The sequence below is a fragment of the Rhodococcus olei genome (assembly GCF_039540555.1).
Lineage (GTDB): Bacteria > Actinomycetota > Actinomycetes > Mycobacteriales > Mycobacteriaceae > Rhodococcus_G > Rhodococcus_G olei.
In genome coordinates, this window is the sequence record NZ_BAABFB010000078.1 from 1 (window position 1) to 26,822 (window position 26,822).

Here is a 26,822-nt window from a genome sequence, read left to right on the forward strand (position 1 = left end):
GGATTCCTCGCAGATCATCTTCCGGGAAGGCACGCCCTCCCGGGGATCCACAGGTTCTGATCATTGCTCTGCGCTGGCCGACGTCGGGGCCTAGGCGCTTTCTCTGGCATGGGCATGGCCTCAGTGGCCCATTGGGGTGCGGACAGCGTCCACACGCTCGCAGCGCCACGCTGAGGCTGCGCAGGTGATTGTCCGTGGACCTGCTCGTAGTGCCGGGCCGCCGCTTCACGCTCGAGACTGTTGAGGAGCTTTCCTCGGGCCTGCTCGACGCCGAGTTCGAGGGCCTTCAGTGCGCGCCGGCACCGCTTGATCTGATCCACTGACAGTCCGGATCGACCGACGAGGGTGTCCAGGGACGCCGACATGCGGCGACCGGTGGCAGACTCCGCGAACTCGGCATGCGCGGCGCATCCCCGAACGAAGGTGGCGGCGGCGATTCCGGCCTTCTTCAGCGCACTGCGACCGCGATCGGTGTGGGTGACGACCCACTCGCAGAGCGTGAGCCAGTACCTGCGGCTGTGCCACGTCAGCACGCACGCGGAAGCGCCGGGAGCGATCGGTAACGAGAACGTGCGGGCGCCAGCGGGCTGTGCCTCCAGCATCTCGGCGATGGCGGCCTCGGCCAGCGGGTCCGTGGCGGTGTCCTGCGCCTGGGCTGCCTCGATCGCGGCGACGGCGGCAACTGCTGCGGCGACGATTTCCTCCCACTCGCTGTCCGCGAACGGCTGCTGCAGGGCTGGGGTGGTATCGCTGACCTCGGGCGACACGCCGGAGGTGGCGGAAGTCTGTACGTTTGAGCTGTTTTCAGGGTGTGCGTTACCCTGAGACGTACCGTGCAAGGTAGTCCCTTCGGGGAATGCAGTACCGAGTCGAAGAAGCGCCAACTTCTTCCACTCACCTCAGAGGAGTGACCGTCCTACCGAGACGATCGCCCTCAGCGGGGGAAGGTCGCCAAACTCTCCCAACGGATTCTCTGACTTGAACCCACCCCCATCTGGGGGTTTAACTTTTGAGGTACTGCGCTGTGTAGTTGGCTATGAGGTCGATCGGTCCCGATCACCCAGTCACTGGCGCCTCTCCGCTATCGGTAGACCCACGTCGGCACCCCTCGTGTACCTCGGCGCATCACCAGGGCGCGCATGCGAGCAACCAGCGGTGTGCAGGCGGTCATGCACGATTCGTTGGCTGGACAATCGACTTCGCGAATGCGGCGACCTGGTCGATCTGTTCGACCGTGGCTGTTTCCGGATCTGCGGCGACGAGGTCGACGGTGTCGATCAGCGTCGCGAACCCGCCGGTGACAGCGGGGCGGGTGGAGGACATGGTCAGCGGCCCGTACACGTCGACAAGATCGGTCAGGTCCATTACGGCCGGAGTCGCGGTACCGCTGACGAGACGACAACGCAAGGCGCCGTGCACCGCGAGGAGCGCCCACTCGCGGCCTTCGCGGTCCGATGCGATCGGTATGGTCATGCGGCACTCCGAACGGACGGATCGAGCTGGCGGCCCCACGCGTTGAGGGCGCCGTTGATGAAGATCGCCGCGCTCGGATCCGGGTACGGGTACCGGTGGAAGATCGCCTCGGCGAAACCGAGGACGGCCTCGAGTCCACCGAAGTCGACGCCGTCGAGGTGGTCGATCGCGTCGGTGCAGGTGTCGGCGACCACGGACCAGGCCGAGGTGAGGCTGCGGGGCTGCTGGTCCACGGCCAGTCCGGCCATCGCGAGTGTTTTGATGGCCTGCCACTGCTCGACCGTCGCCGACTCGTCGGCCGCCGCCCGGCACGCGGCGGCGATCTGCTCGGCCGCAATCCGGGGGAACTCGGGGACCGCGGCCGTCAGGCCCCACGTCGGGTCGGTGTAGAGGTCAGCGAACCAACCCCAGCGGTCCGCGGCAGGGTAGGCGTCGCTCGCGGGCGGTTCGGTGAGACCGTGGACCAGGGCGTTGAGCATGCTTTGCCCCTCGTTCGCAGGCATCATGCGGCCACCTTCTCGAAGAGTGCGAGTTGCCGGGGCGCGGTGACGAGTGTCGGTGCCGGAGCTGACACGGCGGCCGTCTTCTTCTCTTTCTTCGTCCTGCCGCGATTGACCGCGAACTGGTCGATGTCGGCGGGGGCGACCTCACGTCCTGTGGTGGTGAAGAGGCGCCCAGCATGTACCTGTTCGCTGATCTTCTCGCCGGCTGCGAGCCTTGCGTTCAGGCTCTCCTCGCACTTTTCGAGCAGCGGGCACACCGTGCACGCGGCCATTGCGCGCTTCCAGGGTGCGGGCTCGTTTCCAGTGACGAGCCACCCCTCGGCCTTTCCTGCGCACAGGCCCTGGCCTGCGCGGTCCTGGGTCAGTGGCGTCTTGCCGCGGGCCTCGAGCAGAGCAGCGATCCGTCGAGCGGGCGGGCATGTACGGACCTGGCCGGAGTAGATGAAGCCGCACCGTCGGCAGCGCCCCTCGCCGGTGTGCTCGCGCGCCATCGTGTGGAGGCGTTCGGTCGAGTGACCGGCGAGAGGCTGCCACGAGGAGTTGGGCCGGCCGCGGCCGTCGGACAGCTCACGGAGAGCGTCAGCGACGGCAGGGCATAACGGATGCTTCGTGGTGTAGACGAACGAGCAGACAGTGCAGGACGTGCTGTCGCGGTTCGGAAGGTGGTGGGCCAGGACCGCGCGGCGTTGCGCATCGGCGATGCGATCGCGAGTTGCCGGCTTCGTCCCGGCATGGGATCGAGCAGTCGTTAGGCGCAATGCGCCAGTGCCAACTAACGTGTTCATCGCAGGCTCCAATCTGCAATCGAGACCGCGGGCCGCTAACCCGTTTGGTCTCAAGGCTTGTTCGACTGCGCTAACAGTCGACTTGCTACCGAGACGGTCCCTCAGCTGCGCTAACAGCTGGGGGACCGTTCGCTTTCCGTCACCCATTCACCACACCCTGTTCTCCTCATCTATTCATACTTGTTTAATCACACTCAGATGTGCGCATCGTATCGAGAGGACTGCACAGTGTCTAGCGATGAAGACTTCTCCGGTAGGGCTCGGTCCGTGAGCCGACGAATCATGCGCGGGTTCAGTCCCGATTCCCTGCGCGCTGCGCGTCGTGCTGCTGGCATCTCGCAAGTGGAGGCGGCCCGCGTCGCACGAGTCGGCGCCGACACGATTCGGCGATGGGAGCAGGGCGAAAGCTCCCCCCAGGTCGACCTGCTCGCCAAAGTGACCGGCGCTCTGGGTGTGGAAATCGCTGATGTCGTGCACATCCCGGAAGGTGAGCGCTACCCGGGAGATTGGCGCGTGCTTCTGGGGCTCACGCAGCCTCAACTGGGGGCGAAAGCGGGCGTCGCCACGCAGATAGTCAGCAGTGTCGAACGCGGAGTCATCTCGCTTTCCGGCAATGTCGCGGTAAAGCTGGCTGCTGCGCTCGAGATTCCGGAGAGCGAGCTGCGTGCCAGCTACGAGCGGGCGCGAAATAGGCCGGCGGGCGCCCCCGCCTGAGGTCGTACGCCAGGCGATCCGACGGGTGGGGGATTCGGCCAGCGGTGAACGGGCCTCTGTGTGATCCTGCAAGGCTGCACCCTCCCCGATCGTTGCCCCAGCTTCGAACCAGGTCAGCGTAAAACCACGAACTTGCGATCGCAAGTTGCAATCAATCCATGCAATTGACAGTATGGGTTGACAGCGTGGGGGTGCCGCGTCTACAGGCAGAGGTAGCGACGTAGAGGTCGGGAGGACAGGTGAGCACCAGCTTCGCCGAACGGCTTCGGTACCTCTTCGACACGGTCCACCCAAAGGGTCGTGGCCCCTACACCCAAACCGAAGTCGTGGACATGCTCCGACTCAGCGGCAGCAAGATGACCACGGGTTACATGTCGCAGCTGCTCAACGGTAAGCGCACGTCACCCGGTGTGGAGACGGTCCGAGACATCTGTGGGGTCTTCCGCGTGCCGATGGATTTCTTCGGCGACGAAGAGACCTACGAAGAGATCAAGCAGCAGATTGCATGGATTCAGAATCTGCGCGACTCGCAGGACGGACAGGTCGCGGCGCGCACCTATGATCCGTTCCGCAAGCTGGCCAACCGCGAAGACCTGTCCTAGGCGATTAGCGCGTAGGCAAGGCCGGCTGCGGCAGCTCCTGCGATCGCACCGACGACGACCTGCCCCTTCGTGTGGTCACCGAGATGGACCCGGGACCAACCCACGAGCGGCGTGAAGATCAGGGCCAGCAGCCACCACGGTGACAACGCCAGGGCGAGCACCACAGTCACGCCTGCCGATACACCGGTGTGGACGCTGACTTTCCAGTGGAAGATGCTCGTGATGACGGCTGCAACCATCAGTGCGACCAGGCCCGCCGACAGGAACGCGATCATCTCGATCGGCGCGTGAGCGGCGATCTGGACGACCAGAGCGCCGACGGTCACCGCCAGCAGCACAACAATCAACAGGTGCCGCTCGTTGATCTTGGTGACATGGTGATCGCCGATCTTCTGCCGGCGCATACCGGCCAGGATGACGGCCATCGGGACAACCCCCGCGCACACTGCGACGAACACACCCCAACCCGGGGCACCGATCGCGACGCCGATGATCATCGACGTCACGATGTTGATAACCCACGGTGCTCCGACTTCGGTGAGTACGCGCGCGGCGCGGTCGAGGGTGGTGTGTCGGTCCTGCACGTCGGTGTTCGTCATTGTCCTGCAACCATCTTTCGTTCGTTCTCGTCGAGTGCACCCTGGTACGCCTTGCCCAACACACCCGCCCACGCGGTGTCGGTCGTCTGGGCGTCGGGAAAGAAGCTGTTGTACCCCAAACCGTCCGTGATCCGGCCTGTGACGAGCCAGTCCGCGATCGCTGCGGCCGCGACCTCGGGGGGGAGTGGTTCGCCGCCCGGAAGGTCGCTGTGGTCGACCTCGAGGCTGAGTGCGTCAAGCACCTCGGCGGCGCGGTCGTCGACTTGTTCGGCTGTGCTGCTGCCGGGCTTCGACTCTCGCTCCGCTCCTGGCCACCGTTCCAGCAGCTCGTCCCGAAGCGCGGTGAACTGCTGGAACGCGGACCTGGCGCCGAGCCAGTTCAATGCCAGGGCCCCGAGCACTCCGGCAGCGAGGAACAAGACGCCGGACACAGCGAGAACCCGGGAGATCGCGAAGGGCGTCGGGGTGGGCTCCATGAGGCCATAGCGCGCCGCGAAGAGATACCCGATTCGCAGCGCTGCGTAGGCGGTGAGAAGCGCAGCTCCGGGGCAGATCAGCAACAGTGCGCGGCCGGTCAGTGTCTGCCAATCCGCCTGGACGATAACCACGGTCGTCACCATCAGGCACAGCAGGAATGGATAGGTCATTCCCAACATCAATCCCTCGGCGTAGCCGGGGAGGAATGCGTACTCGTTGTCGAACGTGATGTTGTCCACGTGAGCCGGCCACGGCGTACTGAAGAAGAAGACGAACGACAGGGCGGCCGTGAACAGCGAGAGCGACACGTGAGTGCGGATCAGGATTCGACGTTGGCCGGCCTTGCTCGTCACGTCCGTGAACACGATTGCCGTGCCGACGCAGATCCCGCAGACCAAGAGCATTTTCAGCGAGCCGGGCATGCTGTCGCCGAAGGTATCGCGAACAGTCACTTCGACGGACTTGATGTTGAGGAGCATGTGCAGCGACATGCAGGCGAGAACGATAAATGCTCCCGCAAGAGTCAGGGAGCGGTGAAACCACCACCGGTACAACCGAGTCGCCGCCGCTACCGCCAAGAGTGCCGAGGCCAGTGCAGTGATCACCCGAGCGCCTCGTCGAGTCGAGACCTGATCGCGGGGCTGCGGTTGGTCCGGCTGCTGCCGTTCAGTCGGCGGAGCAGCAGGCTCCCGAACGCCTCGGCGTCGGACTCCTCCGTCGACTGCGCCTCGATGCAGTCGCGTTGCAGCATCAAGACCGCGAGATCGTGTCGGTCTGGCGGGAGGTGGTCGAGCGCGAGGTCGATCGCGGGTCTTCCGACGTGCCCCAACGCGATGTGGCCGAGTTCGTGGGCGATGGTTCGTTCCCGTGCATGGACCCACGTTGCGTAGCGCACTTCGTCGTGATCGGGATGCCGGACCCACTGCCCGAACACTCCGGACGGCAAGTCGATGCCTTCGCAGACCACCAGGGGGCGCCCGCGGTCGCGTGCGAGGGCATCGGCCATACCTACCAACGATCGAGCTTCGTCACCCTCCGCGATGCGGAACAGGTGATCGACGGCGCGTGCCACTTCTGCCTTGTCTGCCACTTCCAAGCCTCCTGACCGGCATCCCCCCGAGGTGCCGACAGGTAACCGTAATCGGCCGACAAGGAGGCGCGCACACGAGTCCCCCGGGCCTCAAGGGGACCTGCGATGTCATTCACTGAACCGACTACGCTCGACCGAATGTCTATCAGCACCCGCCCATCTCGCCGCGGTACTGCCTGTGCAGCGATCGTGGCAGGAACCTTCCTGCTGACGGCCAGTGCACTCGCGCCCACCTACGCTGCGGAACGCCTGGTGAAGATCCCACTGAGCATCGAGGCCGACACCGTATCCACCGGGTCCGCCGTCCTGCTCGACGCGGCCGCGCTCGCTAAGGGCAAGCTGATCATCGATCATGACGTGCCGGTCACAATCAATCAGCTCGTCACCGTTCAGGACCCGTCCGACGTTGATGTCGTGACGTTGCAGTCCACGGTCAAGATGACCCGCGACGATCGAACGGGTCCCACCGCGATCGTCAACGCGAGCGTCGACCGGTCGACCGTCAACAGGCGTACCGGGCTCGCTGTCGAGGAGCCGGCAGGGTCCATTCAGTCGTCGATCGACAAGCCCGGCGACCCGGTCGTCCACGACGGCCTCCAGTTCAAGTTCCCCTTCGACACCCAGAAGTGGTCCTACCCTTACTTCGACACCACCCTGCGGGCGAGCCACGACGTCGACTTCGTCGGCGAAACCGAGCTTGAGGGTCTGCCGGTGTACCAGTTCCACCAGGAGATCGCACCGACCCTGATCAGCGGCACGATCACCCTGCCCGCATCGACCTGGGGAAGGGCCGGCGCGCAGCCGGTCACGATGAAGCGTTTCTACGGCATCACCCGCGACCTGTGGGTCGAGCCGACATCGGGGGCCGTCGTCCAGGTGCGGCAGCACTACCACCAGTATTTCGGTACCGCAGTCGATGATCCGAACTCGGTGACGATCATCGACGTTGCACCGAAACTCGACACCCAGACACAGAGTGAGCAGGTCGCGTTCGCGAACAAGTACCGGAGGCTCATCCAGTGGGGCACCGTCTACGGCCCGATCATGGGAGCCGTGACCGGAGTTCTCCTCCTCGCTGGAGGCATCTACCTCGGTGTGACGGGTCGGCGCCGCGAAACGCCAGTCCTGCAACCCGAGGCGTCTACGGAACCCGAACTCGTCGCCGTGGACTGAGCCCTCGCCAAGACAGAACGCCCACTCCGACACGGTCGCCGCAACCTCCCACATCGAGAGTGTTGCGACGACCGCGTGAAAGCGCCCATTCGGAGCGGGCGTTCCGTCGTTGTACCGCAATCCGGGTTTGTTCCCGGAGGTATCCCTTAACCAGGTCAAATGACACGTCCCCTCGCGCCACTAGGGGCGGCGGAGCTCGGCGTAGGCCGCCTGGGCCTTGGGGAGCGCCGCGGCGTACTCGCCGGCAGCCGTCTCGCCCTTCCGGTGGAAGTGCTCCTTCTCGTCGTAGCCGCGGCGATCCGCGTGCTGGGCGGCGAGGGCGTAGGAGACCGGATCGCTCGCGCTGACGGTCACCGCGGCGGCGTTGTCCATGAACGTGTTCGTGGCGGCCCGTACGGCGTCGGTCGAATCGGCTGGAAGGTTGTACCTCAGTCGCCAGCCGAAAATGTCCCGGATGTTGGTTGTCGGCGGGGCCATCGGCAGCCCGGACGTCCAGCCGGTCTCGGCTTCGGACGCGAGCAAGGCCGCTAGCGCCTGGTCCGGCGATCCTCGACGTTGTTCCACGGTCTCGACGATCGCCGTCGCATTGTCGCGCTCGATCTTGGCGCCAAGGTCGCTGATTGTGTCAACGCCGAATGCAGATGGTGTGGCGGTGGAGGTCGCGGCGCTTGTGGGCGGGGCGTCGGGCTCGTCGCTACTGCATCCGGTCAGGACGACTGCGAGAGCAGCTGTGGTAAATGCTGCGGTGATGCTCTTGCGGGTCATGGGTTCTCCGTGGTCAGTAGCGGATGTCGTCGATGAGCCAGCGGTCGCCCTCTCGAACGACGGTGACCCACACCGTGGTGTCGGGCTTGACCGTATCGGTGCCGTCGGCGGTGACCGCGGTCTGCGTGACGGTGGCGACGCGCGACACGGTGGTGTCGGTGTCATCGGGGCAGCCCGAGCACCCGATGCTCACGTCGGCGATGACCTTGGCGCCCTGCTGCGCCCACTGCGACCACTGCACGCCCGGGCCGCGCTCGGTCGCCGCGGCGATGATCATCCGGTCCGCGAGCTTGCCGGTCAGCCAGTTTCGGGCCCGCCCGTATGCGTCCTGCTGGGTGGCGTCGGTGGCCGGATACCAGGTGAACACCACCGTCAGCCCCTGTCGGGCGGCTTCCTCGGCGGCGCGGCTGGCTGCCGGCGGCTTTGCTGCGGCAGGATCCACTGGCGGGGCGGGGGTCGGCGCTGTGGACGCGCTGGGAGCGGCCGACACCAGGCTGTGCCTTGGTCCGTCGGCGCCGTCGGCGCCGTCGGTCCGGGAGGAACAGGAGTAGGCCAGGAACCCGAAACCGGCAACCATCAGTGCCGCGATGGCGAGTGTGCGTGCCCTCATTGAATCTCCCTCCCACGCCCCAGGATTGGGCGGCTGAACAGGATAAGTGGCATGTCCCGGATACGCCGAACGGGTGGTCGTCGTCCGGTCGGGCGGTCCGCCGCGCCGTGCCGACCGCGGCGAGGTTGGTCCCGCGCTCGGCCGGCGACGGCAGGCAGGGGCAGGGGTGAGGTGGACACCTGCGCCCCGCCCTCCTGAAAATGCCTCTCCACCTGCATAGGTGACACGTCCCCTACACCATGCGGCGGGCCTTCAGTCCTGCTTGGAGCGGGGCCTGTTTGACGACATCCCCGGTGGTGGGGGCGTGGACCATCTGGCCCCCGCCGGCGTAGATCCCCACGTGGCCGGGCCCGTTCGGTCCCCAGGCTCCGAAGACGAGGTCGCCGGGTCGGGCCTGGTCGATCGGGATCTCGGCGCCGACGGTCCACTGCTCCTCGGACGTCCGGGGCAGGGAGACGCGGCCGGCGGTTGCTGCGTGCACCGCGTACGAGGTAAGGCCCGAGCAGTCGAACCCGCCGCTCGACGGGCCGGCCACACCGCCGCCGCCCCACACGTACGGGGTGCCGAGGTATTCGCGTGCGGCCGTGACGACTTGGCCGCTGCCGCCAGTGGCGTTCGGGATGAACCGCCCGAGGGCGTTGGGGTTGGCGAACTCCGCCCGGCCGGCGGTGATCTTGGCGACGTAGTTCTGTGTCTCCGCGTACGGTGGGACGCCGCGGTGCGCCTGGACCGCTCCCGGGCCTGCGTTGTACGCGGCGAGCGTCAGCGCGACCGGTTCCCCTGGGATCGACGAGACATTCTGGTAGAGCGCGCACATGAAGTGCGCCTGCGACATCACCGCGTCGCCGATCGAGTTTGGGTCGGCCTTCCCGTCGCCGTCGTAGTCCTTGCCCCAGGTCGCCCAGGTTCCGGGCATGAACTGCGCAGGTCCGAGCGCACCGACGGGCGAGACAGGAGCGTTCGCCCCGTAGCGGAATCCGTTTTCCTGCTTGAGCTGCGCGGCCAGCAGCGGGGAGTCGATCTCCGGGCACACCCCGCCGGCGCGCCGCAGCCACGGCTCGAATGCCGCCGGCACGACCCCGAACGCCAGCTCGCCTCCTCCGGCTGTGCCGAACCCGGCGCAGTCCGCCGTGGAGCGGACCGAGGCGACCAGCTGGACCGCGCCGGTGTTCGACTCGAGGGTGCCGCCGCCGGATCCGTGCTGCCGTGAGACGTCGGGCAGGACGGTGACGGGGTCGATGGCGGTGCCGCCCTGCAACCGGCCGCCCTGCCAATACTCGAAATGCAGGTGGGGGCCGGTGGACTGACCGCTGTTGCCGATGTCGGCGATGTGGTCGCCGGCCTTGACCATCTGGCCGGCCTTGACCTTCAGGCCGTTGTCGAACATGTGCCCGTAGACGGTGCTGACGGGCTGTCCATCGACGTTCGAGTCGATGACGATCCAATTCCCGAATCCGCTGGCCGGACCGGACTGGACGACTCGGCCGTCGAGCGCGGCGAGGATCTTCGTCCCGACCGGGCCGGCGAGGTCGACGCCCTGGTGCTGGGTTCCCCACCGTTCCCCGAATCCGGAGGTGTACGACGTGGTCCCGGACTCGACGGGCAGCCGGATCGGTCCGGCCGCGGCCAGCTTCAGGTCGTCGGTGGTGGCGCTCGATCCGCTGTTCTCACCGGGGACGTTGCGGCAGGGGTCACGCGGGATGACCGGCGCGCCCATCGAACACGCCGCGGTGCCAAGGGCGATGGCGGCGGCGCCGGCGAGCAGCAGCGCCCGCCAGGTGCCGCCGATCCTCACCGTTCCCCCGGGATCGGGGTGTCGAGTTCGGGGATCGGGATCGGTCCGGGAACCGGGACGGGATCGGCCTGCCGGTTCGTCGTCGGTGCCGGGTCGTCCAGGTCGAGCGTCGGTCCGGGGACCGCCGTGGTGGAGGTCGCCGGGGCGGGGGAGCGTGTCGGCTCCGCCGCGGTGGTCGTCGCCGCCGGGGCGCGCTGCGCTGTCGTGGCGGGTGCCGGCGCGGTCTTCGCCACCTCGGTCAGATCGAGGGTGGGAAGGGGAGCGTCGACCGTAAACCGCTTCCCGCCGGCGACCACGTCGACGGTGAGCGAGATCCGCAGGTCCCCGGCCTGGGTCGGGACGGTCACCCGCGCGCCCGGCCGGCCGTCGGGGCTGTCGGAGCGAGTGCTCGAGGTCGGCCCGGTGATGACCACCGGTGTCCGCGGCCGGGCCGCGACCACGTCCTCACCCGGCGCTCGCGAGGTGTAGCGGCCGACGGCGCTGGCCCACTTCGTGTCCGAGGCGGTGGTGTCGACGAAGGCGTGCGCGTAGGCCATCGCGGTGGCCGGTGCGCTGCCGTCCACCCAGTCCGCGGTCTTCGCGACTACCTGCGATTCGCTGACCTCGTCGAGGTCGTAGCGGACCGTCTCGGCGGATGCCGCCGGCGCGATGGCCGCCGGCGCGATGGCCGCCGGCGCCGCGTGGGCCGCGGCCTGCGGCTGCGGATCCTCACCGAACACGGCGCCGGCGACGAACAGCACCGCCACGGAACCGGCCACGGCGATCGCCAGGTTGGTGCGGGAGTAGAGCACCCACCGGCGAACCGGAGCGAGGACGGGGTTGGGTCCGGACGACGACATCAGCTGTACCGGTCCTTCGCGTGTGAGGTCGAGGTCGCGGCCGCCCACACCCGGCGATCGGCCGGCATGAGCTGCGAACCGCGCGTGATCGTCGCCGACGCCCGGTCACGGCAGGGGGTGTAGACCCTCATCGGCGCGATGGCCGACCGGTCGCCGCCGTCCCAGCGCTGCCCGACGCTCGCGGTGAGCAGTTCCTTGCGGGCCCGACGCTCCTGGACCACCTTGTCGGCCTCGTCCTTGTCGAACCGCCGCCACGCAGCTGCACCGGACCGGACGGCGTGCCCGGCGTCCTTGCCGCTGACACCACCCTTGCCGCCGGCCACCTCCCGGCTCGCGACCGCCGCGATGCCGGCGATACGCGCGTCCCGCTCGGCCGCGGCGCCGGCCGCCTGCCCCATACGCCCGGCACGACTGAGCGCCTGCGTCTTGCGTGCCGCGGCCCGGGATTCCGAGAGTGCCTGCTGGCGGCGGTTGTTCAGCGCCCGCCCCTCGGGTCGGGTGGCCACAGCGCCGTCGGCCTGGTCCTCTGCGTCGCGTCCCCGGCGCCGCGCGACCGCGCCGACCGCCTTCTCCGCGACCGCCTGCGCCGGGCCGCCGACAGCGAAGCTCGCGGCGTCGAATGCCTTGCGCTTGAGCGACTTCTTCGCGCTGCGGGCCTTGCGGTTGACCATGCTCGCCGAGTTCTGGGTGAAGGTCTGGGTCATCCGCTTGAACGGGCGCATGATCGCCCAGCACACGACGGTCAGCAGCACCATGAACCACAACCGCCACGACCCGTCGACGCCGCCGTTGTCGACGACGTAGAGCTGCACCAGCGCCATCAGGTACAGCGCGACGATGACCGCGCCGAACACGCCCCACAGGTAGGCGGAGGCGAGCATCCGCATGACCCGGGTCAGCCATCCGCCGGAGGCGATCGCGAGCGGGATCCACAGCGGCGAGAACAGAACCGCGAACCGGATCGCGAGCAGCGCCACCAGCTTCAGCAGGGACGCGCCGATCCACATCAGCGCCGGCATCGCGAGCTTGATCATGGCCATGAAGCCGGTGCTGGTGCGGCCCGAGTCCTTGCCCTGGAACTGGTGGTAGGAGAGCTGGTAGTCGCTCTCGAGCTTCGAGACGATGTCGCGGAACTTGTCGGCCTTCTCCTCGGCGAGCGCGGCCTGCGCCTTCGGATCGTCCTTGACCTCGTGCTGCTGGTCGTAGGTGAACGCCAGCGAGTCCCGCAGATCCGGTCCGAGCCGGGCCCTGTCCTCCGGGTCGTAGTTGGTGCCGAACCAACCCTTGCGCCAGTCGGGCAGGAAAATCCTGTCGATCAGCACGTTCCGCGGATCGGTACCGCCACCGGCGAGCGTGCCGGCATCCGGTCCGTCACCGAACGTGACCCCGAAAATCTGGTCCTGCGTCTCGGTGATCAACGACCCGAACATCTCGTCGGACACCTGGAGCGCCTTCTGCGGCGCGCCGACCATCAACGCCCCGAACGCGAGCCCCGCGGCCGCGAACGCGGTGGTCCGGGTGACCCCGGCGGTGTCGGCGTTGAGGGCCTTCCACAGCACCATCGCCGCGACGACGACCAGCGCGATCCCGATCCACTGTCCGTAGACGGCGCGCATGCCCTTGGAGATCGAGTAGACGATCTGGTCGAACCGGTCCAGAGCCGGCGTGACGCCGGCCTCCCGGGCCTGCTCGCCGGTCTTGGTCTGGTCGTCGAGCCAGAACGCCGCGGCAGCCATCGACTTGCCGATCGACAGGAACGCATTGCCCAGGCTGGTGTCACCGACCGCACCCGGCGCGCGGACCAGGTCCGCACCGCACCCGAGGTCGTAGGTGTTCCACTTCAGGCCGGCCCACCCGTAGGTCTGATACCCGGTGCCGCCGGTGGTGGGTCGGTCCGCGCTGGTCGAGTCGAAGGTGGTCTCGAGGACTTCGTTCGGGAACTCCGGTGACGGGACGTCCTTGCAGTCGAACCCGCCGGCCGCCGCAACTCCACCGCCGAGAGCGATGAACGACACGGCCGCGAGCATCAACACCACCAGAACACACCCCACGCGCCCCGTACGCCGCCCGAAACGGCGCGGGGAGGCGGAAGTGTTTGCCAGCGCGGCGCGGGGCCGCTGCGGGCTCATGCGGCACCACCGATCACCGCACGGGTGGCCCGTGAGTCCAACGCCTCGAACACGTGCGCCAGGTGCACGAAGTGCGTCCAGTCCGAGCGGATCAGTTCGATGTCGTCGGCCATCTTCACGATGAACCGGCGGGCCTGGTCCAGGTGCTCGGTGTCGGTGTCCTCGTCGAGGGTGTCCTCGCCACCGCCACCGAGATCGGCCAGCAGCGCCTCGTAGCCCTCGCCGACCGGAAGGTTCAGCAGCTTGAGCGCGCCCTCGATCGCGTGCGCGTTGCCGCCGAGATCACCGATGATCACCTCGTAGGTCAGCGCGGACTTGTCGTCGGTGCCGTCGACACCGAGGTAGTCGTCCGGGAGCTGTGAGCAGACGAGCGCGCGAACCTTGTACTTGCGCGAGTCGCGCGCGATCCGCAGGTTCAGGGTGCGGCCGGCGCCGGTCTGCTCGAGGTACTTGTTCTCGTCGAGGAACAGAATCTTGCGTTCGTAGCGCGGCAGCTCGTAGACGAGCCGGTTCGCCATCCACGCGGCCATGTGCATCAGCGGGCAGGCCATGCGCTGCTGCGGCGTCCACTGCGACGGGTCCGTGCCCTCCGGCGGCAGTTGCAGGCCGGGCATCGTCAGCACGGTCAGGCGCACGTCACGGCCGCCGTCGTCGTCGACCTCCGATCCGGCGCCCTGCTCGGGGAACAGCACTCGGGCCTCGGCGAGGTTGGCCATCATCGCCAGGTCCTGGTGCACGCTCTTAGCGCACGAGCGCAGGTCCACGTTGGCGTCGGTCTCGCCGATCGCGGCGATGGCGTCGAGGACTTCCCGCAGGTTGTGGTGCCGCCCGCCGCCGACCGTGTTCGCCGCGGTCTGGAGCACCGTCTCGGTCCACTCGTGATCGAGGCGCGTGGGGGCGAGCATCATCTTCAGCACCGAGACCGCCACCGAGATCCGCTCGGCTTCGGCGGCCCGGATGTCGGCCTCGTACTGGGCCTGCGCGGCCGCGACCGGGTCGGCGTCCTCGGCGTAGTCCGCGCTCGTCGGGTCGTACTCCGGATCGCCCGGCCGCGGGTCGACGATCACCCGATACGGGTTGAGCGAACCTGGACGCGAGGTGCGACCGGTCAGCGCCTGCACCTCGGCGATGCCGCGGAACTCGGGGAGCTGCGCGAGCGTCTTCAGCGGCCCGGACGGATCGAGGACGACGCCGTAGGCGCCGGCGCGCACGGCCTGGTAGACGAGCATGCCGGCCAGGAACGTCTTGCCGGAGCCGGGGACCGCGACGATCGGGGTCAGTCCGGACTTGTGCTTCTTCTCGTGCGCGGCGAACAGATCCCACACCGCCGGGCGCGGGGCGATCGACGCGGTCTGCCCGATCACGACGCCGGTGCGGTCACCGATCCGGTCTCCGACCGCGGCCATGCCGGCCGACAGCGCCTCGACGTTCATCCGCCGGCAGTGCGCGGTGTTCGCCAGCGGCTCACCGGGGATGAACTCCCGCAGCAACTGGTACTGGCCGTGCTCGTGCTCGAGGCGGATGCGCGGCGCGTACATCTCCTGGAGCAGCGCGACCTTCTCCTTCGCCTCCGCCGGGGTCGCGCCGACGACGAGCACCCGATACCAGCCCTCGGTGCGCACCGACAGCCCCGAGTGGTCCTCCTCGATGTCGGAGATGACCTGCTGCGCACGTGCGTGCTGCTCGGCCAGCTCCTGCGGCGGAATCTCGTCGTGCTCGACGGTGTAGTGGTCGAACTGCGACTCGATCCGCGAGGTCAGGCGGCGCAGGCTGTGCAGCGTCTGGCTCTTGGTCTTCAGCGTGATCCGCTCGGACCATTCGAGCGGTTCGCCCGACGGGTCACCGATCACCTGCCACGGCAGCATCCGCTCCGGGATCGGCAGCGGCGCCATACGCCCGACCGTCAGCACGATCGCGTACCCGGTGTAGTCGCGGCCGCCGACCTGCCCGCGGACCGTGGTGTAGCCGTCGCCCGGGGTCAGCTCGAGGTTGGTGAGGTCTTCGAGCGCGGCGATGTCGGACTCCGCCCAGTCGCCGCCACCGGAGATGACGCCGTCCGCGTCGAGCGGGAGCCCGAGCGTCGCCGAGCGCAGCAACAGGTAGTCCATCTGCGCGGCGGTCGCGGGCTTCGCGTTCACGCCCTGGCCGGCCAGGTGCCGCTCGATCGTGGCGAGATGATCGGCGATCGCCTTCTGCTCGCCCAGGAACGCATCGCGCGCCCACTTGCGCCATAGCCGCGCGAACGTGCCGAGCAGCGGCGCGTCGACGACCGGGAGCAGCCACTGGCCCACCAGGTCGAGGCCCTGCGCGGTCACCGACCGCGGCGGCAGCTCGACGCCCCAGTAGCGGCCCTTCTGCGTCGGATTGCCCCACAGCATCGCGTGCTGCTGCCCGCGCAGGTAGTCCGCCCACGACAACGCGCCCGGCACGTCCGGGATCGGATCCGCCCACGCGTCGTGCGCCTGCGCCCACTGGCGCACCGGCCACGGGGTGCGCACCAGCCTGCGGTGCAGACCCGTCACGCCCGCCTCGGCGAGGTTCGCCACCACCAGGCCCTCGCGTTGGATGTAGCGGCGCTGCCGCCCGACCGGGCGCATGTTCCACGGCCCCGGCGGCTGCACGAACCACGCCGTCGACTGCCGGCGGGTGCGGGTGACGTTGCCCTCGACCCCGACCAGATCCAGACGGACGGCCTTGCGGTCGCGGTCGGCTCGCTTCTTCGCCGCCTTGATCTGCCGTGTCCGTTCCGACTTTCCGGCCTTCCGGCCGCGCGTGCGCCGCCGGCCGCGACCGCTGGTCGTCGCGTCGTGCTCGGTCGCTTGCGCCGGCTCGGGGACCGCCACCGGCGCCGGCGACAGGGGAGCGGGCGCGGGGGCCTGGGACCAGGCCAACTCCGGCTCTCGCACCGGGCCGGTCTCGATCGGTGCGGCGGCGGCGCGGTTGGCCGCCATCGCGGCCGCCCACGACGGCGGGAGCGCACCAGGGGGGAGGACCGGCGGCTCGGGGTCGTCGAAGTTGGGATCGAACAGCGCGGCGATCTCGTTGTCGGACTGCAAGCTCATCGGGGTGACTCCTCGTCGATCAGCGGGCGGGCATGAGCGCCGCGGTCGGCGCGAGGGAGGGCGGGAAGACGAAACACGACGGTCTGTCCGGGCTTCGGCGGGCGCGGCGCGTTGAGGTCGTTCCACGCGGCCCGCAGCACCGACCGGATCGTCCGATCCGCGTTGACGTACTTGGTCACCTTCGCCGTCAGCACGACGGTGATGACGACCATCAACGCGAGCGACCTGAATCCGAGTGGCACGTGCACGATCACCCGGGCGACGACGAAGACGGTGACGAAGACGGCGCTACCGAGTCCGAACGCGGCGTAGCGAAGCCGGAACGGGAACGTGAAGCCGGTCGGGCCGAGGTAGTGGCGGTCAACCCGGTGCAGCAGGTCGTCATTGTCGATCACGGTCGGCTCCCTTCGTGCGTCGGTCGGCGGTCGGGTGCACGCACGTCAGACCTGGATGCCGATGAGGCCGAGGAGCCAGTTGCCGACACCGGTCGCCGCGGTCTCGCTCTGCGCGATCGAGAACCACGCCAGCCCCACGAGGGACAGGCCGCCGACGGTGACGACCTTCGACAGGTTGCCGCGCATGCCGCCGAGCCCGATGACGCATCCGGCGAGAAGCAGGATCGTGAAGACGATGTTGTCGCCGATCCATTGGCGCAGGCCGCCGGTCGACACCTCCGTGGTCTGGGCGAGCACGTCGACGTTCGGTCGAGCAACCGCGAGGTCGACAACTGCGGACGTGAGAGACATGAGCACACTCCAACGGTGAGATTCGGTAGGTGCATCTGAAAGTGGATGCGCGCGACCGTAAGTCGATACCGCGTTTCATCTCAACGGGGTGTCCTGCCTCGGGCGTTCGGTTCCCGGGCGGAGTCCGGCGTCCCGAGTGGTGGTGCCGCGGGTAGGCGGCGCCGCGCACGGCGGCCGGGGGAGCGGTGCTGTGCGCCCCCCGCAGCGCCCGGGGAGGCGCTGTGTGCGAGCGGGATTCGCGCACCGGTGCGGCCCGTAGTGGACCGGGGTGCCTGGGGGTGCCCATGAGTGGCCCTATGGGCTGTATGGGCTGGGGGGGTCGAGTAGGGGCGTGGTCGAGTGGTCCGCGGACGCGGTGCGCCGGCGGGGTGATCACGCAGGGAACGGTGCCCGGTGAACGGCGGGTCGACAGCGCGCTCGACGGGGCGCTCGACGGGGCGGTGCGAAAAGGGCGCCGGACAGGCGGTGGGGACGGCGGTGGATTCGAGCGCTCGAATCCGGCGCTCCCGCGCCCACCCCCTCCGGGGGCCACTCCCCCGGGACTTCGTCCCTAGGGGGAGTGTACATCCAGAAATCGCTCCGCGCCAACGCGTTTCGAAACGCCCATGTCGGACGCTGTGCGCGGCGCTCGGTCCGCCGCGCAGTCAGGCGCTCGACAGCGCGACACCGAACCGCTCCGTGGACCACTCACCGCACCGCTCGTGTGAGCGCCCGAACCGCCACCGTCGACCCCGCCCACGAGCGGTGCGCAGGGCGCGCGCACGACGCTGTATCGAGCGCCGCCGGCGACCGCTCGCGGAGCGTGCGCAACACCGCTCCGGACGCGGGGGTCGCCAACGCCGAACCGATCGCGCGACATGCCGCCCGCCACGGTGAGGCCGATTGCGTTGTCGCGGGTCGTGATCCGACCGCACGCGGCGAGCGCCAACGGTCCGCGGTGGGGGAGGGGACACCCCGTTGAGGAAACTCGCGCGTTTCTGTCACTGTGCTCGCCAACGCGATCCCGTACGGGGTTCGGACCACGGCGACACGAGGGAAAGGTGCAGGCGGTGAGCGGAAGTCAGTACGACCCGGTCAAGGACTGGTTGGTCGCCACGTACCGCGACATCGTCGGCGAACCGTCCCGCGACGGCGAGGGCACGCAGAAGCCGGCGGTGGGCAAGTTCATCCCAGCATCACCGTTCGCAGCGGCCGGCGCCGCGCTGGCCGTGTACGCGCCGCAGCTCGCTATCACCGCCGGTGGCTCGCCGGAATTGGTCTCGGCAGCGGACACCCTGCACGCCTACCAATGGCCGCTGATCGCCGCCGCCGCGGGCCTTGCCGCCTGCGACGTCGCCCGCTACCGCATCCATCTCCATCGCCAGGTGCTCGACGCGCACGTTCGACAGACCACCGGCAAGGCGCCGCGCAAGATCACCGTCGCGTTCCCCTCCGGACTGCGCACCATCCGCCGCGCGACGATCAAACTGCCGCGCGGCACCGTCATTCAGCCGAAGGAACTCGAGAAGTTCACCGTCGCGGTGCGCAACACCCTCGGCCGGGGCACCACCGCGTGGGAGCTGAAGGTCCGCCACGAGGCGCACCGCGACCGCATCCTCGTCACCCGCGAGACGATCGAACCGGACACCCGATCGCCTCGCCACAAGGCTCTCCAGGCCGCGCTCGGCGACACCGCGATCTTCAAGGACCCGAAGGTCACCGTGGCCGCGCAGGACGAGGCCGGCGTCGAGACCGGTTACCGGATCTCGTTCGAGAAGTCGATGAACGCGGGCGCCAAGGGATTCCAGATCAAGGTCGACGAAGCCCTCGCCTCCCTCGCCGGTGCGCACGAGTCCGGCCGGAACTGGACCACCGACTGGTACCCCGACAAGGGCCACCTGATCATGCGCCTTGTCGCGCCGATGCCCTCGCGCGTCGACCACCCGCTCGAGCTGGTCGACGAGAACCTGCGGCACCTGCCGTACGCGACCGGCGGTGCCGAGCGGACGATGTTCTGGGACGTCTCTACCCGATCCAACAAGCCGCACTGCCTGATCGTCGGTCCGACCGGCGGCGGTAAGACGTCGGTGATCCGCACCTTGCTGACCGAGGCCGCGCGCCGCGGCATCCCGTTCGTCGGCGTCGATCCGAAGATGATCGAGCTCGACGGCCTGGAGGGCTACCCCGGCTGCGGCGCGATCATCTACGACGCGGTCCGCGCTGCGATGTTCGTGCGCGCCCTGCACTCGGAGATGATGGCCCGCAACGCCTACATCCACGACATGAAGATCGAGGGCTCGCAGCTGCCCTTGATGATCGCGGTGCTCGACGAGTTCTTCATCCTCTCCGGCAAGTGGCAGCGGCTGCTCAAGACCGGCGACGACGAGACCCGCGACCAGCTCAAGGAACTCGACCCGCTCGGCGCCTGGGCAGACCTCGCCGTCCTCGCTCGCTCGGCCGGGATCCGCCTGCTGCTCGGTGTCCAGCGCCCCGACGCGTCGCTGTTCGGTGGCGCCTCGGGTAACGCCCGCGACAACTTCGGCACCCGCATCTCGCTCGGCAACCTCTCGCAGGACGGCGCGCTGATGATGTGGGGCGACTCCACCGTCGGGCGCGAGGTCGACACCTCGGTCGCGGGACGCGGCATCGCGATCGGTGACGACGGCAGCCCCGTCGACGCGCAGATGTGGTGGACCCCGAACGTCGACCGCCACCCCAACAAGTGGAACCAGCTCTCCGACAGCGAGAAGGCGATCATCGACGGTCTCGCTCCCGTCGAGGCGCCCGGGTTCACTTGCTACTCGACGGAACTGGCGGAGTTCATCCAAGCCGAGCGCGCACTGACCAAGCGGGCACGCGAGCACCACCGGGCCGCAGAACCGGTCGTCATCGGCACCGGCACCGACGCCGCGACGACCACCACTGCACCGAACGCCGACACGCCCCAAACGGCCGACGCCGACGACTTCGCCGATGTCATCCCCGCCGCCGGGGTCGAGGCCGGCCAGACGGTCCTCATCGACAGCGAGGACGGCGAGCTGGTCCCGGTCACCGTCGACGCGGTCGACGTGCGCCGCGACGCCGCGGGCGACGTCGTCGAGACGGTCCTGACCGTCGGCGCCGGCCGCGTGAAGACCCGCATCACCTTCGACGCCACCGGCGTCGTCGTCCTGCCCGAAGCCGACCGCGTACCCGCGGCGGTCTGACCGCCAGTTGTCCGCACCACCACCAGCGAAAGGAATCACCATGAGCCGCCGTATCTCCCAGTCGATCACCCCCACCGCCGAGGACGTGGCCGCGTTGCGCGGACCGTTCATCTCCAAGGGCGCCAACGACCCGGTGATCAAGGCTCTGCGCGACTACTTCAAGGACACCGCCCCCGGGTGGCTCGCCAAGCTCGGCGAGGACCAGGAACTGACCCGCGAACGACTCGCCGAGATCCGCGACGCCGCCGCCAAGCGCCGCGTGGTCATCGACGCGCTGCCCGCCGGCACGGCACGCGAGAAGGCCCTGGCGGAACTGAGCCAGGCCGAGGCGGTCGTCGACGACATGGACACCGCGCTGGCCGGCGCCGGCGCGTTTGGCGGCGGGATCGACTGACGATGACGACGACCGTTGATGTCGAGATCACCTCCAAGACCACTGCCCGGGCGACCTTGGCGGACGCCGACGTCCCGCCGATGGACCTCGTCGCGACCGAATACAGGGCCATCGGTGAGGTCGTGCACGAGTTCGTGCGCACCCTCGCCGAGGGCCAGGAACTCGCCGTCGAGGTCGTCTACAAGACCGGGAAGAACACCCGGTACCTGACCGTCGGCGCGGACGGGAAGGTCGTCGAGAACGCCCCGAGCGTCCCCATGCCGGTCGTCACGCTCGCCTCCGAGCTGGCCGCGCAGCAGGTCTCCGCGGCGCCGGCCGGGCCGGTGGTCGTGGCGGCCGAACCGCTCGCCTACGACGCGCCCACCGAGCGGGCACCGGAACCCGCCCAGACCGCCCCGAAGCCTGGCCCCGACCCCATCCCCACCCCGGCGGCGCCGCGGCCCGCGCAGGCGCCCACAGCGCCCACCACCGGGCCGCTGGACGCCCTCGGACAGCTGGCCGCGCCCCGCCCGAACCCGGAGCCGAGCGAACCCGCCCGGATCGGCCTGCGCGGCCGGCTCAACGCGGTGCTCGGCCTCAAGCTCGCCCCGAAGACCGACTCGCTCGAGATGCGCCTGCGCGACGCGCAGTCGACGATCGCGCGCCCGCTGCCCGAGGCCGCCGTGATCACCTTCGCCAACCTCAAGGGCGGCGTCGGGAAGACCCCGATGTCGATCAGTCTGGCCGAGACGCTGGCCGAGTACCGCGGCCCCGCCACCGTCACCTGCGTGGACCTCGGCGAGGTCGACAGCAGCTTCGCCGACCGCGTTGCCGTCCCCCCGACACCCGGCCAGGACGCGGTCGCTCTGCTGGCAGGCGTCGACCCCACCACCGAGGTGCGGCCGTCCACGCTCGCCCGTTTCCTGACCCGCCAGCCGTCCGGCTCCTACGTCATCGCCGGGCGGCCCGGGGCCGAGACACCGCTGGGCCGCGACGACGCCGCCGCGCTGGGGGCGATCCTCGGCCAGCACCGCGACGTCCTGATCGCCGACACCGGGAACTCCAGCCACGCCGGCAGCTGGCGGTGGGCGATCGCGGCGGCGCACGCGGTCGTCGTCCCGGTCCCGCTCCGCCGCGACGCCGCCGCGGCCGCCCAGCGCACCCTCGCCGCGATCACGGCGAACCGGCCCGACGTGATGCCCCGCACCATCGTCGTCATCACAGACGGACCCGGAGACGCCCCGATCGTCGAGACCGAGGCCGTCGACGCGTTCTCCGCACTCGGGGTGCCCGTGTGCCGGATGCCGTACGACCCGCTCTTCGCCTCCGGTGAGCGGATCGCACTGACCCACCTGCGCCCCCAGACCCGGGACGCGCTGACCGTGCTCGCCGCGACCGTCGTCGGCCTGATGGCGGGCGCCGTGGGCTGATCCGCTGGCCAGGTCCCGATCCGGGTCTGACCGCCCGTCCACCGACCGAACCCGATCCCTGGCCCTGACCGGCCACCAACGAAAGGCACCCCATGAGCCACGACATTCCCACCGGCAACCGCGCCGCCCGCCGCGCCGGCGGCCGGCACCGCCGCCAGACCGCCACGCAGGCCGCGACCGCCCTCGCCGTCGCCACCGCCGCCCTCGCCTCCGGCATCGCCCTGGCCCCGTCCGCGATGGGAGACCCGATCCAGGGCGGCGTGACCGGCGGCACCAACCAGGGCGGCGTGACCGGCGAGGCCGACACCGGCGGCACCACCACCGCCAGCCCGGCACCCGCGGCCGGGGTTCCGGAGCCGCCGGCCCAGGTGCAGACCTGGATCGAGGCCCCGGCCGAGTACCAGCCCGAGAACGCCGCGTGGCGGCCGATGCCGAACTACGACTACGAGACCGAGACCTACACCGTGCCCGCGCAGACCTACTACGAGCCGGTCCCGCTCGAGCAGCTGCACATGCCCGTCGCGGTCGCACCGACGGCGCCGATCATCGCGCCGCGCGACAAGATCCGGTTCGGCGACACCCTGTTCGACCAGCCGAACTGGATCGCCGACGCCGATGCCGAGCGCACCAACAACACAAGCTCGGTGATCGAGGCCCAGGTCACCGACTTCTGGCGGTCGGTCGGTGTCGAGACCACCCGAGCCGAGCGGCTGGCCGCCTCGCAGGTCGCCGGCGGCGCCACCGGTGCCGTGGCCGGCGTCGCCGCGGCCGGCGTGCCCGCCGCGGTCGTCGGCGGCCTGATCGGCGGCACCATCGGCGGTGTCCAGGGCGCCGCGCTCGGTGGCATCATCCCGACCCCGATCCCGGGTTTGCCGATCGTCACCACCGGCGTCGCGGGCACCGCGGGCGGCGCGGCGATCGGCGCCGCCGTCGCCGGTGCCCCGGCGGCCGCGGTCGGTGCGCTCGCCGGCGGCGCGGCCGGTGTCGCCGCGGCCACCAACTTCGGTGCCGGTGACCTCGGCGAACCCCAGACCGTCGAGGTCTCCGACGTCGAACACGACGCCGTGAGCACCCAGGCGCAGACCGTCCTGACCGACTGGGAGAACTCCGGCCCGGTCGGCGCCGCCGCGGCCGATGCGGTCCAGAACTTCGTCACCACGACCGCGCCCGCCCTCGACCAGCAGGCCCGCGACTTCGTGGCCGCGCAGCCCGGCGGCCAGAAGATCGTCGAGCAGGTCGACACCACCCTCGGCGAGTTCTTCACCAACGCGACCCCCGGCCTGGCCGGCAACCTCCTCTCCACGGCCATCGGCGACGGAATCGCCCAGCACAGCAACTGATTTGAAAGTGGGTGCAACACATGAAGAAGCCGACGTTTGGCCGTCAGTCGACGCGTCATCCCGCAGTAATCGACCTTCTCGGTGGCGCGCCCACCAGCACCTCGCGGGGAGTCGCCTCCACGGCTCCCCGCGCGGGCGCCGCCGCGGCGCAGCTGACCGCCCCGGCCGTCGCCGGTAGTCCGTCCCGGACCCGCCTGCGACGGCCCGGCCGCACGGCCACCGCCGCGCTCGGCGCCGCGGCCATCGTCGTGGCCGGCGCCATCGCAATCGGCCAGCTCGGCGGTGAGGACCCGGACTCCGCGCAGGACGCCCCCGCGCAGCCCGCCGGGGCCGCTCCCGTCGACGAGAACGGCATTCCCGTACTCAACCTGCCCGAATCCCACCCCGCACCGACCATCGACGCCCCCGCACCGGTGAACGAGTGCCGCGCCGACCGCGGCGACCAGCGCAGCGGCGCCGGAGTGATCGCGGCGTTCAACCACGCCTACTACAGCCAGCGCAACGGAACTGCCGCCCGAGCACTCGCCACCCCGACGTCCTCGGTCCGCCCCGGACCGGAGTTGCAGGGATTCATCGACGCCGTGCCGGTCGGAACGAACTACTGCATCCGCACCATCGAACTCTCCGACGGGGTGTTCCTGGTCGACCTGTCGGTGATGAAGCCGGGGGTGCCCGTCGAACGCGGAACCCAGACCGTCACCACCGCCACGATCGACGGCCGTTGGTACGTCGACATCTTCAAGTGACCGGCCCGGCCGGCCCGGCCGCGCATCGTGAAAGGACCCCCATGTCGTTGCCCTCCACTCGCCGCCGCGCGGCCGCCGCGGCCGCTCTGGCCACCGGAGCGCCGGCCCTGCTGCTGACCGCGTGCGGCGTGGGCGCCCGCGCGGCGGCCGATGTCACCACCTCGACCAGTGGCGCCGTCGTCACCTCCACCAGCACCGACCTCGGCAGCATCGTCCTCGGCTGGGGTGAGCGGCACTCTGACACCGAGATCACCACTCCGCGACCGGAAGACGTCACCGCGCGCTGCACCGGCCGTGGCGACGACCTGGCCGTCGACATCGCCGCACCGCACGGCTGGACGATCCAGGCCCGGCACGGCTCACCGGTCCTGACCGTCGCGAACACCGACCAGAACCTCCCCGCCGCCGACATCGACACCACCCACCAGGTCCTCGACGTCCTGCACGGCGTCGACTGGTCCGAGACCGACCAGGTCGACATCGCAGCCACCGCTGACGCACCACTTGACTGGAAACCCACCCACAGCGGCCGCATACAGCTCTCGATCCATATCGACTGCCGCTGAACTGCAGTTCTCCGCCCGTGTCGCGACGCCATGAACTGGCGGCAAGGGGTTGGTTCCCTGCAAGCCTTCAGCGCGTCTTACGGGGTGGGGCAGCGTGGCGCGAATCGTCAACCGCTGCCGCAAAACGGGGATGACGACGACAAGGGCGGGTCTTGCAAACGATGACCTATTGCGGCTTGGACGCGACTCCCGGCGGGGGGCGACTATTCGAGTCCGGTCGAGTACCGATACGAAACCGGCGTCAGATCGACCTCGTCGATAGCCCATGGTTGCCTGACGACAAGTACTCCACCGGATGCGACCGGTGGCTCGACAGTACGAGCCAGTGGCAGGCGGAGTCCTTGGCCCGCAGGCGAGAAGCACGGACGTCGTCGCGAGTTCGGACGTTCAGTCGCCACGATCGACGCCCCGCCGCGGCGTCGGTGCGGCAAGGACGACGATCAGCTCGAAGAGTAGTTGCCAGGCTGAGCGCGAGACGACGCCAACCACTCGCTCTGGCGGTCGCATCGGAACCAACTGGATCAGGTAGTCGGCCGTGCGTGCACACCAACCACACAACCGCCGAACGACCACCCCCTTGGTGAATCACCCACATTTCGAAGACAATCCGCGTCCCGGGCCCGCTGCTGTGTCCGGACCACTGCGAGGCCGCCACCTCTACCACCTGAGAAGGGAAGACATGTCTAGTTCCGCACTGATCACACCGGGGGACAGTCGATCTCCGGTGCTCATACACGTCCCGCACGCCTCCCGCATCATTCCGTCCGAGGTGCGCGCAGACCTGCGGTTGAACGATGTCGAGCTGGCCGCCGAACTCGACGAATCAACCGACACCGCCACCGACGAGATCGCAGCGGTAGCGGTGCGCCACACACGGTGGCGGCCGACCACCGTGGTCAACACGCTCTCGCGGCTGGTGATCGACCCCGAGCGGTTCCCCGACGCCAGGGAGGCGGCCAACGAATTCGGCCGGGGCGCGGTCTACACCCGTACCTGCAACGGCGCACCGCTGCGCGCCGAGCCCTACCCGCGCACCGCTGATCTGCTCGATGCTCATTTCCGTCCCTACACCGACGCGGTCACCGGGGCCGTCGAGGATCGCCTGCACGCGTGCGGACGCGCGGTGATCATCGACCTGCACTCGTATCCCGAAAAACCGTCCGGGTTCGAGAACCCGGACGCCGCGCGCCCTGCGCTGTGCATCGGCACCGACCCGGCCCACACCCCGGACTGGTTGATCGACGCCACCCGTGGCGCATTCGCGTCCCTCGCCGAGATCGGTCACATCGCCGAGAACACCCCCTACGCGGGGTGTTACGTACCGCTACGCCACTACAGCCGCGACGAGCGCGTGGTGTCCGTGATGATCGAGCTGCGCCGGGACATTTATCTGACCGACCCGCGCACCCCCGACCTCTCGCGCGTCGACCGGATCGGCCGTGCCCTCGCCCGCCTGAGCGACGCGGCCACCGATCGGGTGACCGCCAGTGTGTAGACCCAAACCCGGGCCACGATGCACCCCCCACATGCGCCAACGCCTCAACAAAGCCGCCACGCGCGTCGAGACCGCACGCGCACGGTTGGCCGAAAACCCGGCGCTCCCGCGTCTGCAACGCCGCCTCGCCGCAGCCGAGGCAGACCACGCCAAGGCCCTCGCGCTGTTCGACGCCACTCCCGGCGGCCAGGACCAGCTACGCGCCGCGATCGAGGCATCCAGCGACCCCAGAGATCGGGACGCGCTGACCACGCGTCTACGAGATGCTGAGAGGCTACGAACCGAGCAGATCGACGCGCTGCACCACGCACGCGCAGGACAGACC

General features: G+C 69.4%; 26 protein-coding genes. 11 read left to right on the top strand and 15 right to left on the bottom strand.

Annotated elements, in window-relative coordinates; translation table 11 throughout:
• Nucleotides 1–14: 14 nt before the first annotated feature.
• The 4 genes from ABD951_RS27640 to ABD951_RS27655 all read right to left on the bottom strand — a co-directional run bounded on the left by ABD951_RS27640 (nt 15) and on the right by ABD951_RS27655 (nt 2,761).
• Nucleotides 15–767 (bottom strand): hypothetical protein, encoded by a 753-nt coding sequence (locus ABD951_RS27640; protein WP_345353324.1) that lies wholly within the window; start codon nt 765–767, stop codon nt 15–17.
• A gap of 400 nt (nt 768–1,167) precedes the next feature.
• Nucleotides 1,168–1,473 carry a hypothetical protein gene (locus ABD951_RS27645; protein WP_345353326.1) on the bottom strand — a complete coding sequence of 102 codons (306 nt, stop codon included), beginning with the start codon at nt 1,471–1,473 and terminating at the stop codon, nt 1,168–1,170.
• Complete coding sequence (locus tag ABD951_RS27650) at nt 1,470–1,979, bottom strand: hypothetical protein (RefSeq protein ID WP_345353328.1); 510 nt, start codon at nt 1,977–1,979, stop codon at nt 1,470–1,472. Before ABD951_RS27650 ends, ABD951_RS27645 begins: the two co-directional genes overlap by 4 nt.
• The gene (locus tag ABD951_RS27655; protein ID WP_345353330.1) at nt 1,976–2,761 is read right to left on the bottom strand and encodes a hypothetical protein; all 786 of its coding nucleotides are present in this window, start codon (nt 2,759–2,761) and stop codon (nt 1,976–1,978) included. The genes ABD951_RS27650 and ABD951_RS27655 overlap by 4 nt, the downstream gene beginning before the upstream one ends.
• Before the next feature lie 282 nt (nt 2,762–3,043).
• Between ABD951_RS27655 and ABD951_RS27660 the strand changes: the two genes are divergently transcribed.
• Entirely contained in the window at nt 3,044–3,475 is a 432-nt protein-coding gene (locus ABD951_RS27660; protein ID WP_345353404.1) for a helix-turn-helix domain-containing protein, read from the top strand.
• 239 nt (nt 3,476–3,714) lie between these two features.
• Nucleotides 3,715–4,077 carry an XRE family transcriptional regulator gene (locus ABD951_RS27665; protein ID WP_345353332.1) on the top strand — a complete coding sequence of 121 codons (363 nt, stop codon included), beginning with the start codon at nt 3,715–3,717 and terminating at the stop codon, nt 4,075–4,077.
• Here the strand turns inward: ABD951_RS27665 and ABD951_RS27670 are convergent.
• The 3 genes from ABD951_RS27670 to ABD951_RS27680 all read right to left on the bottom strand — a co-directional run bounded on the left by ABD951_RS27670 (nt 4,074) and on the right by ABD951_RS27680 (nt 5,904).
• A complete protein-coding gene (locus tag ABD951_RS27670) occupies nt 4,074–4,676 on the bottom strand; it encodes a phosphatase PAP2 family protein (protein WP_345353334.1) in 603 nt (200 codons plus the stop codon). The genes ABD951_RS27665 and ABD951_RS27670 overlap by 4 nt on opposite strands.
• Complete coding sequence (locus ABD951_RS27675) at nt 4,673–5,644, bottom strand: hypothetical protein (protein ID WP_345353336.1); 972 nt, start codon at nt 5,642–5,644, stop codon at nt 4,673–4,675. The genes ABD951_RS27670 and ABD951_RS27675 overlap by 4 nt, the downstream gene beginning before the upstream one ends.
• Nucleotides 5,645–5,754: 110 nt before the next feature.
• Nucleotides 5,755–5,904, bottom strand: a complete 150-nt coding sequence (locus tag ABD951_RS27680) for a hypothetical protein (RefSeq protein ID WP_345353338.1) — start codon at nt 5,902–5,904, stop codon at nt 5,755–5,757.
• Here ABD951_RS27680 and ABD951_RS27685 point away from each other — a divergent pair.
• Nucleotides 5,896–6,258, top strand: coding sequence for a hypothetical protein (locus ABD951_RS27685; RefSeq protein WP_345353340.1), 363 nt, complete (start codon nt 5,896–5,898; stop codon nt 6,256–6,258). The genes ABD951_RS27680 and ABD951_RS27685 overlap by 9 nt on opposite strands.
• Nucleotides 6,259–6,381: 123 nt before the next feature.
• Nucleotides 6,382–7,416 carry a cell envelope lipid trafficking protein PgfA gene (pgfA, locus tag ABD951_RS27690; protein ID WP_345353342.1) on the top strand — a complete coding sequence of 345 codons (1,035 nt, stop codon included), beginning with the start codon at nt 6,382–6,384 and terminating at the stop codon, nt 7,414–7,416.
• 180 nt (nt 7,417–7,596) lie between these two features.
• Here pgfA and ABD951_RS27695 read toward each other — a convergent pair whose 3' ends face one another.
• From ABD951_RS27695 to ABD951_RS27730, 8 genes are all read right to left on the bottom strand, one after another.
• Nucleotides 7,597–8,181 (bottom strand): hypothetical protein, encoded by a 585-nt coding sequence (locus ABD951_RS27695; RefSeq protein ID WP_345353344.1) that lies wholly within the window; start codon nt 8,179–8,181, stop codon nt 7,597–7,599.
• A 13-nt stretch (nt 8,182–8,194) separates the two neighbouring features.
• Nucleotides 8,195–8,791, bottom strand: a complete 597-nt coding sequence (locus tag ABD951_RS27700) for a hypothetical protein (protein WP_345353345.1) — start codon at nt 8,789–8,791, stop codon at nt 8,195–8,197.
• A 232-nt stretch (nt 8,792–9,023) separates the two neighbouring features.
• On the bottom strand, nt 9,024–10,586 hold the full coding sequence (locus ABD951_RS27705; protein ID WP_345353347.1) for a peptidoglycan DD-metalloendopeptidase family protein: 1,563 nt from the start codon (nt 10,584–10,586) through the stop codon (nt 9,024–9,026).
• Nucleotides 10,583–11,425, bottom strand: a complete 843-nt coding sequence (locus ABD951_RS27710; protein WP_345353349.1) for a hypothetical protein — start codon at nt 11,423–11,425, stop codon at nt 10,583–10,585. Before ABD951_RS27710 ends, ABD951_RS27705 begins: the two co-directional genes overlap by 4 nt.
• On the bottom strand, nt 11,425–13,554 hold the full coding sequence (locus ABD951_RS27715; RefSeq protein ID WP_425569980.1) for a hypothetical protein: 2,130 nt from the start codon (nt 13,552–13,554) through the stop codon (nt 11,425–11,427). The genes ABD951_RS27710 and ABD951_RS27715 overlap by 1 nt, the downstream gene beginning before the upstream one ends.
• Nucleotides 13,551–16,616: an ATP-binding protein gene (locus ABD951_RS27720; RefSeq protein WP_345353351.1), complete on the bottom strand. Its 3,066-nt coding sequence runs from the start codon at nt 16,614–16,616 to the stop codon at nt 13,551–13,553. Before ABD951_RS27720 ends, ABD951_RS27715 begins: the two co-directional genes overlap by 4 nt.
• Complete coding sequence (locus tag ABD951_RS27725; protein WP_345353353.1) at nt 16,613–17,011, bottom strand: hypothetical protein; 399 nt, start codon at nt 17,009–17,011, stop codon at nt 16,613–16,615. Before ABD951_RS27725 ends, ABD951_RS27720 begins: the two co-directional genes overlap by 4 nt.
• Nucleotides 17,012–17,056: 45 nt before the next feature.
• A complete protein-coding gene (locus ABD951_RS27730) occupies nt 17,057–17,362 on the bottom strand; it encodes a hypothetical protein (protein ID WP_345353355.1) in 306 nt (101 codons plus the stop codon).
• Nucleotides 17,363–18,411: 1,049 nt separating this feature from the next.
• Between ABD951_RS27730 and ABD951_RS27735 the strand changes: the two genes are divergently transcribed.
• The 7 genes from ABD951_RS27735 to ABD951_RS27765 all read left to right on the top strand — a co-directional run bounded on the left by ABD951_RS27735 (nt 18,412) and on the right by ABD951_RS27765 (nt 26,497).
• Nucleotides 18,412–20,547, top strand: a complete 2,136-nt coding sequence (locus tag ABD951_RS27735; protein WP_345353357.1) for an FtsK/SpoIIIE domain-containing protein — start codon at nt 18,412–18,414, stop codon at nt 20,545–20,547.
• 40 nt (nt 20,548–20,587) lie between these two features.
• Nucleotides 20,588–20,941, top strand: coding sequence for a hypothetical protein (locus ABD951_RS27740; protein WP_345353359.1), 354 nt, complete (start codon nt 20,588–20,590; stop codon nt 20,939–20,941).
• Between the two features lie 2 nt (nt 20,942–20,943).
• Complete coding sequence (locus ABD951_RS27745; RefSeq protein WP_345353361.1) at nt 20,944–22,350, top strand: CpaE/TadZ family protein; 1,407 nt, start codon at nt 20,944–20,946, stop codon at nt 22,348–22,350.
• A 92-nt stretch (nt 22,351–22,442) separates the two neighbouring features.
• The gene (locus ABD951_RS27750; RefSeq protein ID WP_345353363.1) at nt 22,443–23,690 is read left to right on the top strand and encodes an insoluble domain protein; all 1,248 of its coding nucleotides are present in this window, start codon (nt 22,443–22,445) and stop codon (nt 23,688–23,690) included.
• A 20-nt stretch (nt 23,691–23,710) separates the two neighbouring features.
• Nucleotides 23,711–24,436 (top strand): DUF8176 domain-containing protein, encoded by a 726-nt coding sequence (locus ABD951_RS27755; RefSeq protein ID WP_345353365.1) that lies wholly within the window; start codon nt 23,711–23,713, stop codon nt 24,434–24,436.
• A 41-nt stretch (nt 24,437–24,477) separates the two neighbouring features.
• Nucleotides 24,478–25,002: a hypothetical protein gene (locus ABD951_RS27760; protein ID WP_345353367.1), complete on the top strand. Its 525-nt coding sequence runs from the start codon at nt 24,478–24,480 to the stop codon at nt 25,000–25,002.
• A 679-nt stretch (nt 25,003–25,681) separates the two neighbouring features.
• Entirely contained in the window at nt 25,682–26,497 is an 816-nt protein-coding gene (locus tag ABD951_RS27765; RefSeq protein WP_345353369.1) for an N-formylglutamate amidohydrolase, read from the top strand.
• The last annotated feature ends 325 nt before the right edge of the window (nt 26,498–26,822 follow it).